The organism is Cryobacterium sp. W22_MBD10_FK3 (genome assembly GCF_052113745.1).
Lineage (GTDB): Bacteria > Actinomycetota > Actinomycetes > Actinomycetales > Microbacteriaceae > Cryobacterium.
Genome location: NZ_JBGQOH010000003.1, coordinates 63,942 through 80,376 on the forward strand (window position 1 = coordinate 63,942; position 16,435 = coordinate 80,376).

A 16,435-nucleotide genomic window follows, 5' to 3' on the forward strand; every position below is an offset into this window, starting at 1 on the left:
TGCGGACTCCCCCATCGGGGTCCCGCAAGGGGCATTTCGGCACAACTCGCGAACTGAAGGCGCCGCTACTCGGCCCAGTTCGACTGGGTGAGCGTGGAGGTGCGGATGTCGAGCACGCTGGCGGCGGGCACCGTGATTTCGTAGACCCCGGCATCCACCTTGGCCAGACGCAGCCCCTCGGCGAGGTCGGCGTTGTGGTCGAGGTAGGAGCCGCGGAACAGTTTGGTGCCGTCCTTGTCGAGGAACTCGTCTACGATCCGCAGGTTCAGACCGTTCCAGTTGCCCTCCATGTCCAGCTCGATCACGCCCTGCGCCTCGTCGAACGGGATCTCGTATTTCCACATACCCCGACCCGTGCGCACGAACCGCTCGTCGGTGGGCTGGGAGTGCGTCGCCAGCACGATCCGGCGGCCCTGGTCGATCACGTCGGCGGTGAGGTGCACACCGTTGAACTCGGCCAGGGTGCCGATGTAGCGCGAAAACGGGGTCGAGCGACCCACGGAGGCGCCGTCCACCATCCAGCCGTCGGCGATGTTGGCGAACACGGCGAGCTCGGTGGAGGTGCCGTCGGCGAACATCCTCACGAGTCGGGTGCCGGGGGCGAGCCGGGTGTGCCGCATCCACCAGACCGGCACGATGTGCCCGGCCACCGCAGCGAAGCCCGTGCCGGTGAACGGCGGCCGGTCCACGAACGGCCCGCCGGTGCGCTCTCGCGTGGCCTGGTCGATGCCGCCGATCGCGTTCTCCAACCGCATCGTGGCCCGGGCCGGAAAGCGGATCACGTCGACGTAGGGGTCGTCAGGTGAGAACGGCGACCCCGGAAAGCCCAGGGCGTGCACGTCGAAGAGATGGGCGGGCGTGGTGGCGAATGCGGCGTCGGCGGCCGTGACCACGAAACCGGAGACCCGGTCCCACCCGGCGGTGAGATAGGCGTGGCTCAACTGCGGGGTGACGGCCTTCTGCAGGATTGTCATTTGGGTGCCTTCGGTGCTGTCGGCCGGCGTCAGGAGAGAGTCTGGGTCGGCGTGTAGGCCGGCGTGCCGGGGCCGGGATTGGGGGCAGCATCGAAGCGAGCGCCGGCAGGCTGGCTGGGCAGCAGCGCGAAGACGATGACGACGAGGATGCCGGCGTACGGGATGCAGGCGAGGAAGTACATCCAGCCGGAGAAGTCGGCGTCGTGCAGGCGACGCACGTAGAGGGTGATGTTCGGGATCGCCAGGCCGAGTCCCAGGGCGAGAAGGAGACCGGTGGCGACGCCCACCGACACGGGCACCGTGTCGGGTTCAGGCGAGCTGCCGGCGCCGGCAGCGCCGAGCAGGGAAATCGCGAAGAAGAGCACGACTTGGGCCAGGGCGAACCACCAGAACTCGCTGCGCGGTGCCCGCCCCGCCAGGGTGGCGTAGTTGCGAAAGACCGACTTGATGGCCGCTTGCGGAGTCAACATAGTGTTCTCAAATCCCCCATTTGATGGGCCGCCGGGAGGACGACCGCAGGCGTTCACCCTAGCAGCGCCACCGATCGGGCAGCCGGCGCCGGGAGCATCGACGAGGGCCGGCAAGGAAGTAATCCACAACCTGAGATTCACTCACACAAGACTTCGAAATCGGGATACTCTCACTGCATGTCCACCTTCGTAGACGTATCCACTCCCGGCGGCTCGCCCGAGCGCGCTCGGTCGGCTGGTTCCCTCACCGCCGCGGTCGAGGCAGTGGAGAATCTGGGCGCGTGCAGCGCCGACTACGACGCCCTCACCGACGCCGCACTTCTCGCCGGACAGCGCGATCTCGCCCGCCTGCGGGGCCTGGTCGAAACCCGATCAGTGTGGATGGCGAAGACGCTCGCGCACCGTTCCCGGCCGGAGCTGGGCCAGCAGGGACTGGCCGCGCAGCAGGGATTCACCTCGCCCGACGAACTGATCCAGACCATGACCGGGTCGACCCGCACCGACGCCCTCAAGCTCGTTGACGTGGGCCGGATGCTCGGCGAGGCCGAGGCCGCGGAGACCGCGAAAGCAGACGCCGAAGCGGAGGCCGCCGAACGGCTCCTCGACGGGAGCGGCGGCGCGGAGGGTGAGGACGGGCCGGACACCGGCTTGTTCGGTGGGGTAGCACTCGGCGGCTGTGCCTTCGAGCTCCCCGTCGAGGTGCCCTGGCACTCCCCGGTATCCGCGGCCGTGAACAGCGGCACGCTGTCGGTGGCTGCGGCACACGCGATTCGCACCGGCCTCGGGGATGTCGATTCCGTCGTGACCGGCGATGTCCTCACCGACGCCGTGGCCACGCTTCTGGGCGAAGCGCGCACGATGAACGTCGACCAACTACTCAAGCGGTCGCGCCGCATGCGCGACAGCCTCGACGAGGCCGGCATCGCCAGGCGCGAGAAGAAGGCCCGGGACGACAGGTACCTCCGGGTCTGGAAGACCGGCTCCGGACAGGTGCACGTCCACGGGCTGTTTCCGCCGGAACAGGGCGAGTTCATTCAGGCCGTCTACGACAGCCTCACCGGGCCTCGCCGCGGCGGAGTGCGTTTCGTCGACCCGGACCGCGCCGCTTGGGCCCGGGCCATGCGGGACGACCCGCGCACCACCGAGCAGATCGCGGCCGACACCTTCGTCGACCTGATCAAGGCAGGCTCCGAGGTGAACCCGAACCATTTGCTCGGCGGACGCATCCCGGCCGTGCGACTGTTGGCCACCGCACCCGGCTCCACCGCCGATTCCGTGACATCGGAACCCGCGCCCACCGACATTCTGGTGCCGGTGCCGGACGGCACCGGGCACGGCTACATCGAAGGCAACCCCGCACCGGTCTCCCGCGAGACCATCGATCGGGTGATCTGCACCTCCGGCACCGTGGAGGTCACCTTCGATGCCCACGGTCAACCGCTGAACCTCGGCCGGGAGGAGCGGTTGTTCACCCCGGCGCAACGCACTGCTCTGGCCGCCCGCGACGGAGGGTGCCGGTGGGGCGATTGTGACAAGCCTCCCTCCCGCACCGAAGCCCATCACTTGGAAGAGTGGCTGCGCGACCAGGGGGCGACCGATATCCGGCTGGGCATTCTGCTCTGCAGCGCGCACCACCGGATGCTGCACAATCAGGGCTGGCAGATCTTCGAGAACCGTGGCCGCTACTGGCTGCGGCCACCGGCATCCGTCAACCCGGGCCAGACCCTCATCGAGCTGCGCGGCAAGAGTCCCGCCGCGCTCGAGCAGCGCCGGCAGCCACCCGGGCCTCGTTCGATCTGAGGGTCTGAGGGTTACGGGTACTCCTCTGTTGGGTCGGGCCCGTCGGCGCATGCCCGTCGAGTCGGGCCGGTCGGTCGGTCGGTCGGTCGGTCGGTCCAGGCGGTCAGACGGTGGGAGTGCGTTCGTCCAGGCCCCAGGGCTGGCCGTAGCCGGCCGGTTCGGGGGCGCTCATCAGGTCGAGGTAGGGCTTCGCATCGAAGGCCTCCGGGCCGAGCACGCCGGTGCCGGTCCACACGCCGGTCGCGAGCAGCTCGAGGGCGATCGCGGGGTTGAGCGCGGTCTGCCAGACCACGCACTGGGCGTCGTACTCGGCCATCGTCCACTCGTTGTCGCTCACGTGATAGAGGTAGACCTCCCGCGGCGCGCCATCCGTGCCGGTGCCGGTCACCCAGACCCCGGCGCAGGTCTTGCCGGTCATGCGGGGGCCGATGGTGGCCGGGTCGGGCAGGCTCGCGGCGACCACATCGCGCGGAGCCACCATCGCGGGGCCGTCCGCGGTGCGCACCCGCACGGGGTTCACACTGTCGAGGCCGAGCAGGTGCAGAGTACGCAGCACACCGATGAACTCCTCGCCGAGCCCGTACTTGAAGGTGACCCGCTTCGCATCCAGCCAGCGCGGCATCAGCAGAACCTCTTCGTGCTCCACGTTCACGCACTCCACCGGGCCGATGCCCTCGGGAAAGTCGAAGACCTCGGGCTCGCTGAACGGCGGCGTCGTGTACCAGCCGCGGTCCTTCTCGAAAATCACCGGCGGGTTCAGGCACTCCTCGATGGTGGTCCAGATGCTGAATGACGGCGCGAAGATCTCGTTGCCGGCCTCGTCGCGCACAACCAGGTTGGCGCCATCCCGGGTGCCGAGCTCGTCGATCTCGCTGAACAGGTGATCGGAGGCATACCGGGCGAACACGTCGCTGAGCCCGGGCTCCACACCCATGCCCACCAGGGCGAGGCGCCCACTGGTCTCCCAGTCGGCGGCCTGCTCGAACTGGTCGTCGCCGAGCTTGATGCCGGTCTCGGTGTGCGGGTCCGTCGGATGCGGCTCGCTCAGGCTCATCGCCATGTCCAAATAGTCCGCGTCCGCGGCGAGCGCCCCGGCGAAGATGCTCTGCACGAACTTGGGCTCCACGGCGTTCATCACATGGCTGACCCCGTGCTCGCGCGCCACGCGCGCCACGACATCCGGGTCGGATGCGTCGATCTGCGCCGCCGTGAACCTCTCCGCGGTCTCGGCGCCGTGCCGGGCCTCGATCGCCGCGATGGTGCGTTGGGCCCGTCCCAGGTCGTAGTCGCTCACCACCACGTGCTCATAGAACGAACGGCGGGCAATGATCTTCGCGAACGCGTCTCCGACGCCGCCGGCACCTACGAGGAGAATTCTCATGACCTGACGCTAGCGTGCGGCCGCCGCGAATGTCAGTACCGTAGGCAACATCCGCACCGGGTGGGTACGGTCACTGGAACGTCGAGTGGACGGGCATGGCGACGCGGCCACACGTGGGTCCTGTTCCGCCGCGCCCGGTAGGTCGTCGGAACTAGCCGCGTGTCGGCGGGCGAGGCCTGGCCGCCCGCCGTCTGGCGATGGTGTTCTCCCCGTCGAGCTTGGCCGCCAGCGGCGCCCACAGCACGACGGCGACGCCTGCTCCAAGCATCAGACCGCCGATGGTGTCGGTGAGCCAGTGCGCACCGAGATAGGTGCGGCTGACCATCATCGCCACCGTGTACACGGCGCCGGCGATCCACACCCACACCCACGGGAAGATGATTCCGAGGGCAACGGCCATGGTGGCCGCATTCGCTACATGCCCCGAAGGGAATGAGCCAAAGTCCGACGTGATCAGCATGTCTTCGGGGCGCGCCCGGCCGAACAGGGTCTTGAGCAGCTGCACCAGACCGGCGCTGACGACGGTGGCGATCACGAAGTACAGCGCCGCCCACGGGCGCCTGAGCACGAGCAGGGTCACCACGATCACGAGCGGGATCACGATGACACCGGCGATGCCGGCCCCCAGGAAGTTCATCACAAGCGCTGGGACCTCCCAGACCGGGGAGCGGTGCTCGAGGATCTCCTCCATCCACTCCGCGTCGGCCTCGATCGGGCGGCCGGCACCGCGGGTGAGGATCAGGGCGCCGAGCAGGAAGGCGAGGACGACGGCGACCGCGCCGCTGATCAACGGCCAACGGCGGGCGATGCGGCGGGAGGGCGCATCCGCCGCGGTCTCGGCATGGTCGGGTGCGGTCTGCGGCCGCACGGTTTCGGTGGGCTCACTGTCGGGCTGGCGCGATGGGTCCATCAACCCATGCTAGATCGCTCCGCCAGGCACCGGGAGTTGACCCGCGGGCCCCGTCCCACCGCATCCGAGCCAACAATCCCGCCGCCCACCTGACTGGCCCATTTTTGCTAGTGCGACAGCCCCCGCCACTAGCAAAAGTGGGCCACCCAAGAACGAGCGACACCGACCGGCTGCCGGCCAGGGAAGACTGGCCCATTTTTGCTAGTGCGACAGCCCCCGCCACTAGCAAAAGTGGGCCAGTCATGAGGGGCGGGGCGGGGGCGGGGCGGGGGCGCTCGAGTTGGTGGGGCGGGGCGCGGGGCGCGGTCAGGCTACGACGAGGGTGTCGCGGCCCTTGCCGGCACGTTTCGAGGCGAGCATCGCTTCATCGGCCAGGGCCACGAGCGCCTCCGGGGTGATGCGACCGCCGCTGGGGGTGAACACGCTGATGCCGATGCTGGCCGACACACTCGATCCCCGGGCGAGGCCCTCGAGCGGTTGCTTCACCGCCTCCCGGATGCGCCGGGCCACCTCCAGCACAGTTTCTTCGTCGACACCGTCACAGGTGATTACGAACTCGTCACCGCCGAACCGGCTCGCGGTGTCGCCCACACGCAGGGTGTGCGCCAGCCGGCCGGCCACCTGCTGCAGCACCTGGTCGCCGGCCTCGTGACCGAAGGTGTCGTTGATCGCCTTGAACCCGTCCAGGTCGAGGAACAGCACCGCCACGGTCCCGCCGTGCCGGTCCGCCTCGGCGAGCAACTGCCGCAGCCGCTGCTGCATCGATATCCGGTTGGGCAGCCCGGTGAGCGAATCGTGCAGCGACTGGTGTTCGATCTGGCGTTGTAGGTGGATGCGTTCCAGCACCGGCGCCGCCTGCGTGGCCAGAGCCGCGAGCAGGTCGAGCAGGTTCTCGTCGAGTTCCCGCTCTCGCTGGAACCAACAGGCGATGGCTCCGGAGACGGTGCCGTCTTCGATCACCGGGATGATGCAGAGCGCCTCGATGCCCTCCAGGTCGAACCCGGCGGCCAGGGCCGGGAAGGCGGCCACGATGTCGGCGGCGGTGCGGCAGAGGACCGGACGGCCCTCGGCCAGGCACTGCTGAACGGGCAGCAGGTCGGCCAGCGCCACAGTGTCGGCGAGAGGCCGGGTGCCCGAGACCAGGTCCAGTCGGCCGCCGGGGTTGACGACGATGACCGACACGAACGCGGCATCCGTGGCCGTCTCGGCCGACACCCGCAGCGCCCGCCCGAACGCCGCCAGGGTGGTGGCCGGGGCCAGGCCGGCCGCGGCCTCCTGCAGGATGCGCACCCGCGCCACAGCGGTCTCGGCCGTGCGGCGGGCGTCGAGCAGGTCGCGCTCGTACTTGAGCCGCACACCGGCGTCCAGAACTGCCGCGTAGATCACGGGCTCGGCACCGGCGTCGTGCAGCACAGAACTGACCAGCACGTCCCGGGTGCCGCCGGTGCTGGTCGAGAGGGTGAGCATCATCTCGTTGAGGGTGCGCTGCGTCTGCAGCAGCGGCATGAACCGGGTGGAGAAGATCAGCTTGCTGCCCCGCGACAGCAGCGACGGGAAGTAGCGACCGACGACGTCGTCGTGCGGGTAGCCCGCCCAGTCGCAGAAGGTGTCGTTCGCGGAGCGGATGACGCCGTCGGTCGACATCGCGAGCAACCCGGCCGGTGCGTGCTGGAAGAGCGCTCGGGAGACGTCCTCCAGCGTCACAGGCAGCGCCGGATCTGCTGCTCGATTTCGGCCGGGTCAGAGAGGTGCGCGTAGTGCCCGGCCGCACCGAGCACCACGAGTTCGCTGCCCGCGATGTGCTCGTGCAGGTATTCGCCCACCTCGAGCGGGGCGATCAGGTCGTCGGAGGTCTGCAGGATCAGCGTGGGCGTGCTGATGTGCTTGAGGTACCGGCGCATGTCGGAGAGGAAGGTGACCCTGGCGAAGTGCTGGGCGACCTTGGTGGTGGTGCGCGCCATGCTCTCGGCCAGTTCGACGGCCAGCTCTGGGCGTTCCGCGTTCTGCATCAGCGCCGGCGCCATCTGGGCGGCCCAGCTCACGTGGTCCACCTCGAGGGCGTCCAGCAGCGCATCCACGTCGGCGCGCTCGAACCCGCCCACATAGCCGTCATCGTTCAGGTACCGCGGGGACGGGCTCAGCATGATCAGCTTGGCGAACCGTTCCGGCTCCTCGATCGCGGCCAGCGCCCCGATCATGGCACTGACCGAGTGGCCCACGAACACCACATCGTGCAGGTCGAGGGAGCGCACGATCTCGAGCAGGTCGGCCGCGTAGCCGCGCAGCGTGTCGTACTTGCGCCGGTCGTACGCCGACACATCCGAGTCGCCGGAGCCGACGTGGTCGAACATCACCACGCGCCGCGCGTCGACGAACTGCGGTGCCACCAGACGCCACATGTTCTGGCTGGTGCCGTAGCCGGGGCCGAAGATGATCGGGGGCAGGCTTGGATCTCCGGCGACGGTAACGCAGTTGCGCACGAGAACGTCCACCGCCCCGGCCGAGGGAGCGGTCAGGCCGGTCGGCGCAGTATCGGTCACGTTCGAGATTCTTCCATAGAGACGCGCACGGATGCGACGGTCGGCGCCGGTTCGGTCAGTGCGTGAGCGCCTCAACCGTGCGCGGCCGCACGATCAGCCAGAGGCTGAGGATGGAGACGATCGCGGCGACGCCCATCACCGAGGCCATCGGCACGGCGGTGCCGACGCCGAGCACGCCCACGATCGGGGAGATCAGGCCGGCGATGCCGAAGTTGGCCGCGCCGAGGAGCGAGGCGGCGGTACCGGCCTCGCTGCCGTGCGCGTTCAGGGCGATGACCTGCACGGTGGGGAAGGTGAAGCCGCAGCCTGCGATGAAGAACCAGAGCGGAATCAGGGTGCCCCACAGCCCGGCGCCGAGCAGGTCGAGGGTGAAGATGGCCGCCGACATGACCACGAGTACCGCTGTGGCCACGATCAGGATGTTCTGCGGGCCCACGTTGTAGCGGTGCATCAGGCGGGAGCTGGCCTGCACGCCCACGACGATGCCGAGGGAGTTGACCGCGAAGAGCACGCCGTACTGCTGGGCGCTGAATTCGTAGACCTGCTGGAACAGGAACGGCGACGAGGAGAGGTAGGAGAACAGGCCGGTGAAGGTCATCGCGCCGATGATGAGCACGCCCACGAAGGTGCGGTCGCTGAGCACGGCCTTGTAGCGCTGGGCCAGGCTGGAGTGGCCGGGCACGGTGCGGCGTTCCTTGGGCAGGGTCTCGACGATCCAGATGGCGACGGCCACCATGACGACCACGCCGTAACCGGCGAGCACCCAGAAGATGCCGCGCCACGGCATCACGAGCAGCAGCTGCGAGCCGATGACCGGCGCCAGCACCGGCGCGAGGCCGCTGACCAGGGCCAGGCGGGAGAGCATCTTCACCAGCGGCTTGCCACCGAACAGGTCGCGCACCATGGCCATGGCCACGACGGCGCCGGCTGCGGCGCCGAAGCCCTGCAGCACCCGGAAGATACCGAGCGTGACGATGTCACTGGACAGTGCCGCGCCCACACAGGCCAGCACGTGGAAGCCGGTGGCGAGCAGCAGCGGCAGCCGGCGGCCCACCTTGTCGCTCCACGGACCCACGATCAGCTGGCCGAAGCCGAAGCCGATCATGGTGCCGGTGAGGGTGAGCTGGATGGCGGCGGCCGAGACTCCGAGTTCACTCTCGAGGGTGGGGAACGCCGGCAGGTACAGGTCGATGGTGAACGGTCCGAGGGCCGTCAGCGCGCCGAGGATGATGATGTAGACCACGCGCTGCCCGCGGGACAGGGCGTCACCGGGGTGCCGGGCGGTCGAGTGCAGTTGCGCCTCGGTAATGACGGGGATGACGGCAGTAGTCACGTGAAAGAGTCCTCGGTCGGGGTCGTGCGGTGTGGAGTGTGGGTGAATACCCATCTGCAAAAAGCGTGCGACGGTCGGTTCTATTCCCCCGCCGTGGCATCGCGGCAAAGATTGCGCGGATCCGGGGATTTCTGCATTTTCCGCCCCGGTAGTCGACCGGCCGGTCGACCCGTCGGCCGCGCTAGAGCACGAGCTCCATGAAGACGTCGGCCCGCTCGTAGGGCATCGGGCCGATCCGCTCGGCCGGCACATGCGTGAAGCCCACCGATTCGTAGAGGTGCACGGCAGCGGGCAGTTTGGTGCTGCTGCCCAGGAACAGCGAGGCCGCACCAAGCCGCCGGGCCGCGTCGATGGCTGCCCCGATGATGCGCCGGCCCATCCCGTGGCCGCGGAGGGCCGGACTGACCGCCATCTTGGACAGCTCGAAGACGCCGTCGCCCGCCGGCACCACCGCGACGCAGCCCACCCGCTCCTCGCCCAGCCGGGCGATCAGCACGACGCCGCCGCGGCCCTGGATGCGGCCGGCGGGGTCGTTGAGCAACACCCGGTCGGCGTCCTCCAGCGTGAAGAGCAGGCTGATCCACTCCTCATTGAGCTCCCGGAACGCCCGGGCGTCCTCGGCGGAGCTCATCTCCTCGATGACCAGGGCGGGGTTGGTCGGGGCGGTGTTCGTTGGGGCGGTGTTCGTCGGGGCGGCGGGGGTGTGGGACATGGCGGGCTCCTTCGTGCTGTGCTCCCATTCTGCGAGCGTCTGATTCAGACGTCCAATATCCGTTGGTACTGGATCAAGACCCGATAGGTCTTGGTAACCTTGGGGTATGGCCGCACACCTGGAACTGAGGCACCTGCGCTACTTCGTCGCCGTGGCGGAGGAGCTGCACTTCGGCCGGGCGGCCGAACGCCTGCACATGGCCCAGCCGCCGCTCTCGCAGCAGATCCGACGGCTCGAGGAGCTCATCGGCACGCCGCTGTTCGACCGCACGTCGCGCCGGGTGCTGCTCACCGAGGCCGGCACGGCGTTCCTCGAGCGCAGCCGCCGGCTGCTGGACCAGGCCGCGTCCGACGTCGACGAGGCCGCCCGCATCGGGCGCGGAGAACAGGGCCGGTTCGACATCGGCTTCATCACCTCGGCGATTCCGCTGGGCATCACGGAGCGCATCCGCGCCTTCCGGGCGCTGTACCCGGCGGTGCACGTGCAGCTGCACGAGGGTTACACGTCGCTGATTCTGGACAGGCTGCTCGCCAGGGAGATCGACATGGGGGTGGTGCGCGACTCCGAGCCGCACCCGGCGATCACGCTGACCACGCTCGCCACCGAGCCCTTCGTCGCTGTCGTGCCGAACGATCACCCGGCGGCCGGCCTCACGGTCCTCGAGGCCGGGATGCTGCGCGACGACGATTTCGTCTTCTATCCCCGCGCCGCGGGCGAGCAGGCGTACCTGCGCAATCTCGAGCCGTGCCGCCAGGCCGGCTACGAGCCCCGGGTGGTGCAGGAGGCCTCCTCCTGGGTGACGATCCTGCACCTGGTGGGAGCGGGCCTCGGCGTGAGCATCGCCCCGGCCAGCGCCGCCCTGAACCTGCCGGCCGGGGTACGCACGGTGCCGCTGGCCGGAGTGCATCCGCGGAGCGAGGTGCAGCTCGTGCAGCGCGCCAACGACGCCCGAGCGATCATCACGAACTTCCTGCGGGTGCCGGGCTCACTCACGCCCACCCTGACCCCGGGGGCGGAGCCGGTGCCGGGCTCCGCTCAGGGCTGAGTTGTTCCCGACCCGGCGGGAGCCGCCTCCGACAGGGCCGGCAGCCCGGCCGGGTCGTCGAGCAGGCCCTCGAAGGCCAGCTCCGCGGCGCCGATCATGAGCAGGTTGGAGCCGAGTTCGGCGGCGCTCAGCCGCACGGTGCCGAACGCGGCGCCCAACGAGTGTGACGCGACCGCTGACCGCAACCTGTCGGCATCCACCGCGAGCAGCGCGGCGAGGAACCCGCCGAGCACCACCAGCTGCGGATTGAGGATGTTGATCGCCCCGGCCAGCGCCACCGCGAGGTGGTCGATCTGCCGGTTGACCTCGGCGCGCACCTGATCTGACGTGGACGCCAGCAACGCCTGTTCGAGCTCGTCGGCATCCGCACCGGCCAGGCCGAGCGCCTCGAGTAGCTCGCGCCGGGTGACCTCGGCCTCGAGGGTGCCGCGGAGGCCCGCGGAGTCGACCCTGTCGCTGTCGCTGACCCGCATGTGCCCGAACTCGCCCGCGTACCCGCCGATGCCACCGGCCGGCGCCCCGCCCACGATCATGCCGCCACCGATGCCGCTCGCGCCGCCATTGAGGTAGATGAGGTCGGTGATGCCCTTGCCCGCACCGAAGAACCGCTCGGCCATCGCGCCGAGGCTGGCGTCGTTGGCGGCGAGCACCGGGTAGCCGGTGGCAGCCTCGAGCATCTCGGCGAGAGGTTCGTCGATCCAGCCCAGGTGCGGCGCGTGGCGCACGAGCCCATCGTGGGCGCGCACCAGTCCCGGCACGGCCACGCCGATGCCCACGACCTTGAACTTGGACTCGAGTTCTCCGCGCATGCCGCCGATCACGGCGCCGGCGATGTTGACGGCCTCGAGCACACTCGGCGACTGATCGGTGGGGTACCGCACCCGGCGGTGCACCTGGCCGTCGAGGCCGACGATGCCGATGGTGACCGCGTCGATCTCAGGGTTCACGGCGAGCGCCACGACCTGCTCGCTGACGCTGACGATGGGGCTGGGCCGGCCGACCTGATTGGTGGAGCTCGGTTCGCTCTCCACGACCAGTCCCCGCTCGACCAGCTCGGAGACGAGGGCGGCGATGGTGGAGCGGTTCAGCCCGGTGAGCCTGGTGAGCTGCGAGCGCGATGCCGCCCCGCTGCGGTGCACGAGTCGCAACACCACAGACAGGTTGTGTCTGCGCACGTCGTCATGGCTACTGCCCTGCACGGTTCCTCCGTCTGGCTGATGCCCTGGGTCTGGCTGCCCACTGACCGGCTGACGCCTGGCAATCCGATGATTTCTCCCCAGAGTACCCGGCTGGGCCGCAGACCGGCCGTGATACGTTGCTCAACGCCACAAATCGACCCGAACCACGCAGACAAGGATGTCCATGGAATCCCCCACCCTGAGAATCGCGCTCACCGGCGGCAGCGGCAAGCTCGGCAAGACAGTGCTCGCCCGGCTGCGCGCCGAGGGCCACGAGGTGCTCAACCTCGACCGCGACGGCGCTCGCGGCCCCGGCTTCCTGCGCATCGACCTCACCGACTACGGCCAGGTGATCGACGCCTTCGCCGGCGTCGACGACCAGACCAGCGGCTTCGACGCGGTGGTGCACCTGGGCGCGATCCCGGCGCCGGGAATCGTGCCCGATGTGGCCACCTTCCACAACAACATGCTCGCCAGCTACAACGTGTTCCAGGCGGCCCGGCGCACGGGCATCCGCCGTATCGTCTACGCGTCGAGCGAGACCGTGCTCGGCCTGCCCTTCGACACCGACCCGCCATACATCCCCGTCGACGAGGAGTACCCGGCCCGGCCGGAGAGCACCTATTCGCTGGTGAAGCACCTCGAGGAGACGATGGCGATCGAGCTGGTGCGCTGGGATCCGCTGCTCTCGATCACCGCGTTGCGATTCTCGAACGTGATGGATCCCGAGGATTACGACGGGTTCGAGGCGTTCCAGGCGGATGCGACGCTGCGCAAGTGGAACCTCTGGGGCTACATCGACGGCCGCGACGGCGCCCAGGCCGTGCTCAAGGCGCTGCAGACCGCGCCGCCCGGGTTCGAGCGGTACATCATCGCCGCCGCCGACACCGTGATGCGCCGGGACAGCGCCGAGCTGGCCGCCGAGGTGTTCCCCGGCGTGCAGCTCACCCGCGCGGTCGACGGAACCGACACGTTGCTCGCCATCGACAAGGCCCGCCGTCTGCTCGGCTACTCCCCCGAGCACTCCTGGCTAGACCCCCGCTAAGACCCCGCGGACGGGGGCGGGGCCGGTCGAACCCCGCTCGACATAACGCGCCGGCAGCAGGTCGATGTGTGGGGTGCGGTCGCCGTTGATCTGGCGGATGGTCAGCTCCACCGCGCGCACTCCGGAGTCCTCCGCAGACAGGGGGATCTCATCGAGCGGCGGGCTGAACTCCGAGGTGTCGAAGACCGCGCAGGCCGAGATCACCGACAGCTGACCGGGAATCGAGAGGCCCCGGGAGGCGAGGATTTCCAGCACTGTGGTCTGCACCGATTCGCCGGCGTGCATGACCAGCGCCGTCATGTTCGGCAGGCTGGCGAAGAGTTCGTCGATGCTGCGCCGGATGCTGTCCATGTCGGTGGCCGGCATCACGAACGCGGTGGCGACGTTGCGTTCCGCCGCCGCCGCCAGAAAACCGTCACGGAACCGGAGCGGGTAGTTCGCGCCCCAGGCGTAGGTGCTGCGCGGCAGTCCGAGCAGCCCGATCGAACGGTGGCCGAGGTCGGCGAGCCTGGAGACGGCCAGGCTCGCGGCGCCCTCGAAGTCCAGGTCGACGCAGACCAGTCCGTCGGTGTCGGCCGGCACTCCGATGACGGTGGCGGGGATGTTCAGCGCGCGCAGCAGCGGCATCCGCTCGTCGTCGAGTGACACGTCGAGGGCGATGATGCCGTCGGCGAGCCTGCTCGAGGTGACCCGTTCGAGCCCGGTGGAGGCCTCGTCGGCCGTGAGCAGCAGCACGTCGTAGTCGATCTTGCGTGCGGCCGTGGCCACCGCGAGCACGAATGACATCAGCACGCCGGATTGGGTGTCTGCCCGCACCGGAGCGGTCAGCGCGAAGATGCGGGTGCGGGTGCCGGCGAGCATCCTGGCCCCCGCATTGGGCCGGTAGCCGAGCTCCTGGATGGCGCTGACCACCCGGTTCCGGGTGGATTCAGCAATCGAACGGTTGCCGCTGAGGGTATAGGAGACCGTACTGATCGAGACGCCGGCAAGACGTGCCACGTCGTTAATAGTTGCCATGCGTCCTCTGATGCCTAAGGTGGAGCCGTCGGTACGTGATGAGCTAAGAATACCCAGCGCCCGGACCTGCCAGCTCCGGGCGCTCCCGGGTCGCCGCTCAGCCCTTGACGGCGCCGATCATGACCCCCGAACTGATGTGCTTCTGCAGGAACGGGTAGATGATCAGCACCGGAACGAGTGCGATGATCACGACGGCCATCTGCACGGCCAGCGTGGCCACCTCACCGCTGCCCACACTCACCTGGCCGGGCACCGACACCCCCTGCAGAACGTAGGAGCGCAGGATCACCTGCAGCGGCAGCTTCTCGCTGTCGTTGATGTACAGGGTGGCGTTGAAGAACGCGTTCCAGTAGCCGACCCCGTAGAACAGGCCGATCACCGTGATCACCGAGCGCGACATCGGCAGCACCATCTTGGTGAGGATGCGCCAGTCGCCGGCCCCGTCGATGCGGGCGCTGTCGAGAATCGACTGGTCGATCCCCATGAAGAAGCCCCGCATCAGGAAGATGTTGAACACGCTGATGCAACTGGGCAAAATGAGCGACCAGTAGGAGTTGATCAGGCCGAGGTTGCTCACCAGCAGGTAGCTGGGGATCATGCCGGCACCGAAGAACATGGTGATCAGCAGGAAGAACAGGATCGGCCGGTGGGCGAATGAGCCGGGCCTGGAGAGACCGTAGGCGGCCATCACCGACACCACCAGGCTGATGGCGGTGCCCACGCCGGTGATGCCGACACTGACCAGCACGGCGCGGGTGACCACGCCGCCGGAGAGGATCTGCTCGTAGGCGGAGAAGGTGAGCTCGCCCGGCACGATCACCATGCCGCCGGCCGCCGTGATGGTGGCCTGAGTGGAGAAGCTGGTGAGAACGACGATGTAGAGCGGAACGACGATCAGGGCCGCCATGACGAAGAGCACGATGGCGCGGGCGCCGGCCTCGAGGGGAGCGCGGGGCTCCTCCCAGGTGGGCCGGGTGACCCGGTGCGGGCGGGAGCGCGCGAGGGCGCGTGGTCTGGTGGTGATTGTCATGATTTCTGGTAGACCCCGGCTTCTCCGAATAGGTGCGCGAGCTTATTGGCGCCGAGCACAAGGATCACGCTGATCACGCCCTTGATCAGTCCCGCGGCGGCGGCGTAACTCCAGTCCCCGTTTTGGATCCCCGAGTAGTACACGAAGGTGTCCAGCACCTCGGCGGCACCGGCTCCGACCGCGTCGCGTTGCAGCAGCAACTGCTCGAAGCCCACGGTGAGGGAGTCACCGAGGCGCAGGATGAGCAGCAGGATGATGATCGGCCGCAGGGCCGGCAGCGTGATGTGCCACATCCGCTTGCGTCGGCCGGCACCATCCATCGCCGCGGCCTCGTACTGGCTCGGGTCGATGGCGCTGAGCGCGGCGAGGAACACGATGATCCCCCAGCCGGCGTCCTTCCAGAGCGCCTGGGAGGTGACCAGGATCAGGAAGGTGTCCGGCTGGGTCATCAGGTTGACCGCTTCGATGCCGTTGTCGCGCAGGAACTGGTTGAGCAGCCCCGCCCCGCCGAGGATCTGCTGGAAGATCGAGATCACGATCACCCAGGACAGGAAGTGCGGCAGGTAGACGATCGACTGGAACAGCGACCGCACGCGCGGGCTGAGCAGCCCCTGCAGCAGGATCGCCAGCATGATCGGCACCGGGAAGAAGAACACCAGCTGGAACGCGGTGATGGTGAGCGTGTTGCGCACCGCCGACCAGAAGGCCTCGTCGGCCAGCACCCGCTCGAAGTTGGCGAAGCCGACCCAGGGGTTCTCGAACGCTCCCACGTAGGGCGAGTAGTCCTGAAAGGCGATCGCGTTGCCCACGATGGGTACGTAGGCGAACAGCGCCGTGAGCAGGAGCGCCGGCAGCACCATGAGCAGGAGGGTGCGGTCGCGGCGGAACAGGGCACGCCGTTTCTGGCGCTTGCGCACCGCGGCGGCTTTCAGGGTGGCGGGGTCTGCGGGCGGCGCCTCCGGGGTGGGGCGCCGCTCGTCCAGTACGGTCATCGGTCCGG

15 protein-coding genes are annotated in these 16,435 nt (G+C 68.9%); 3 read left to right on the forward strand and 12 right to left on the reverse strand.

The window, feature by feature from the left end:
• Positions 1 to 65: 65 nt before the first annotated feature.
• Together ACEN2M_RS04955 and ACEN2M_RS04960 are read right to left on the reverse strand one after the other, a co-directional pair.
• Complete coding sequence (locus ACEN2M_RS04955) at positions 66 to 974, reverse strand: hypothetical protein (RefSeq protein ID WP_441647028.1); 909 nt, start codon at positions 972 to 974, stop codon at positions 66 to 68.
• A 29-nt stretch (positions 975 to 1,003) separates the two neighbouring features.
• Entirely contained in the window at positions 1,004 to 1,444 is a 441-nt protein-coding gene (locus tag ACEN2M_RS04960) for a DUF805 domain-containing protein (protein ID WP_441647029.1), read from the reverse strand.
• 177 nt (positions 1,445 to 1,621) lie between these two features.
• On the opposite strand from ACEN2M_RS04960, the gene ACEN2M_RS04965 reads away from it, so the two are divergent.
• Positions 1,622 to 3,244 carry a DUF222 domain-containing protein gene (locus ACEN2M_RS04965; RefSeq protein ID WP_441647030.1) on the forward strand — a complete coding sequence of 541 codons (1,623 nt, stop codon included), beginning with the start codon at positions 1,622 to 1,624 and terminating at the stop codon, positions 3,242 to 3,244.
• 103 nt (positions 3,245 to 3,347) lie between these two features.
• Here ACEN2M_RS04965 and ACEN2M_RS04970 read toward each other — a convergent pair whose 3' ends face one another.
• From ACEN2M_RS04970 to ACEN2M_RS04995, 6 genes are all read right to left on the reverse strand, one after another.
• A complete protein-coding gene (locus tag ACEN2M_RS04970; protein ID WP_441647031.1) occupies positions 3,348 to 4,625 on the reverse strand; it encodes a saccharopine dehydrogenase family protein in 1,278 nt (425 codons plus the stop codon).
• A gap of 151 nt (positions 4,626 to 4,776) precedes the next feature.
• Positions 4,777 to 5,535: a phosphatase PAP2 family protein gene (locus ACEN2M_RS04975; RefSeq protein WP_441647032.1), complete on the reverse strand. Its 759-nt coding sequence runs from the start codon at positions 5,533 to 5,535 to the stop codon at positions 4,777 to 4,779.
• 306 nt (positions 5,536 to 5,841) lie between these two features.
• On the reverse strand, positions 5,842 to 7,239 hold the full coding sequence (locus ACEN2M_RS04980; protein ID WP_441647033.1) for a GTP cyclohydrolase IIa: 1,398 nt from the start codon (positions 7,237 to 7,239) through the stop codon (positions 5,842 to 5,844).
• Positions 7,236 to 8,075, reverse strand: a complete 840-nt coding sequence (locus ACEN2M_RS04985; RefSeq protein ID WP_441647034.1) for an alpha/beta fold hydrolase — start codon at positions 8,073 to 8,075, stop codon at positions 7,236 to 7,238. Before ACEN2M_RS04985 ends, ACEN2M_RS04980 begins: the two co-directional genes overlap by 4 nt.
• 55 nt (positions 8,076 to 8,130) lie before the next feature.
• Positions 8,131 to 9,408: a multidrug effflux MFS transporter gene (locus ACEN2M_RS04990; RefSeq protein ID WP_441647035.1), complete on the reverse strand. Its 1,278-nt coding sequence runs from the start codon at positions 9,406 to 9,408 to the stop codon at positions 8,131 to 8,133.
• A 181-nt stretch (positions 9,409 to 9,589) separates the two neighbouring features.
• Positions 9,590 to 10,120, reverse strand: a complete 531-nt coding sequence (locus ACEN2M_RS04995; RefSeq protein WP_441647036.1) for a GNAT family N-acetyltransferase — start codon at positions 10,118 to 10,120, stop codon at positions 9,590 to 9,592.
• Positions 10,121 to 10,226: 106 nt separating this feature from the next.
• Between ACEN2M_RS04995 and ACEN2M_RS05000 the strand changes: the two genes are divergently transcribed.
• Positions 10,227 to 11,165, forward strand: coding sequence for a LysR substrate-binding domain-containing protein (locus ACEN2M_RS05000; RefSeq protein ID WP_441647037.1), 939 nt, complete (start codon positions 10,227 to 10,229; stop codon positions 11,163 to 11,165).
• Here ACEN2M_RS05000 and ACEN2M_RS05005 read toward each other — a convergent pair.
• Positions 11,156 to 12,340 (reverse strand): ROK family transcriptional regulator, encoded by a 1,185-nt coding sequence (locus ACEN2M_RS05005; protein WP_441647038.1) that lies wholly within the window; start codon positions 12,338 to 12,340, stop codon positions 11,156 to 11,158. The genes ACEN2M_RS05000 and ACEN2M_RS05005 overlap by 10 nt on opposite strands.
• Positions 12,341 to 12,542: 202 nt before the next feature.
• On the opposite strand from ACEN2M_RS05005, the gene ACEN2M_RS05010 reads away from it, so the two are divergent.
• The gene (locus ACEN2M_RS05010; RefSeq protein ID WP_441647193.1) at positions 12,543 to 13,388 is read left to right on the forward strand and encodes an NAD-dependent epimerase/dehydratase family protein; all 846 of its coding nucleotides are present in this window, start codon (positions 12,543 to 12,545) and stop codon (positions 13,386 to 13,388) included.
• On the opposite strand, the gene ACEN2M_RS05015 is transcribed toward ACEN2M_RS05010, so the two are convergent.
• The 3 genes from ACEN2M_RS05015 to ACEN2M_RS05025 form a co-directional block, all read right to left on the reverse strand.
• Positions 13,374 to 14,405, reverse strand: coding sequence for a LacI family DNA-binding transcriptional regulator (locus tag ACEN2M_RS05015; protein ID WP_441647039.1), 1,032 nt, complete (start codon positions 14,403 to 14,405; stop codon positions 13,374 to 13,376). The genes ACEN2M_RS05010 and ACEN2M_RS05015 overlap by 15 nt on opposite strands.
• A gap of 97 nt (positions 14,406 to 14,502) precedes the next feature.
• Positions 14,503 to 15,435, reverse strand: coding sequence for a carbohydrate ABC transporter permease (locus ACEN2M_RS05020; protein ID WP_441647040.1), 933 nt, complete (start codon positions 15,433 to 15,435; stop codon positions 14,503 to 14,505).
• Positions 15,432 to 16,427 carry an ABC transporter permease gene (locus ACEN2M_RS05025; RefSeq protein ID WP_441647041.1) on the reverse strand — a complete coding sequence of 332 codons (996 nt, stop codon included), beginning with the start codon at positions 16,425 to 16,427 and terminating at the stop codon, positions 15,432 to 15,434. Before ACEN2M_RS05025 ends, ACEN2M_RS05020 begins: the two co-directional genes overlap by 4 nt.
• Positions 16,428 to 16,435 lie beyond the last annotated feature (8 nt).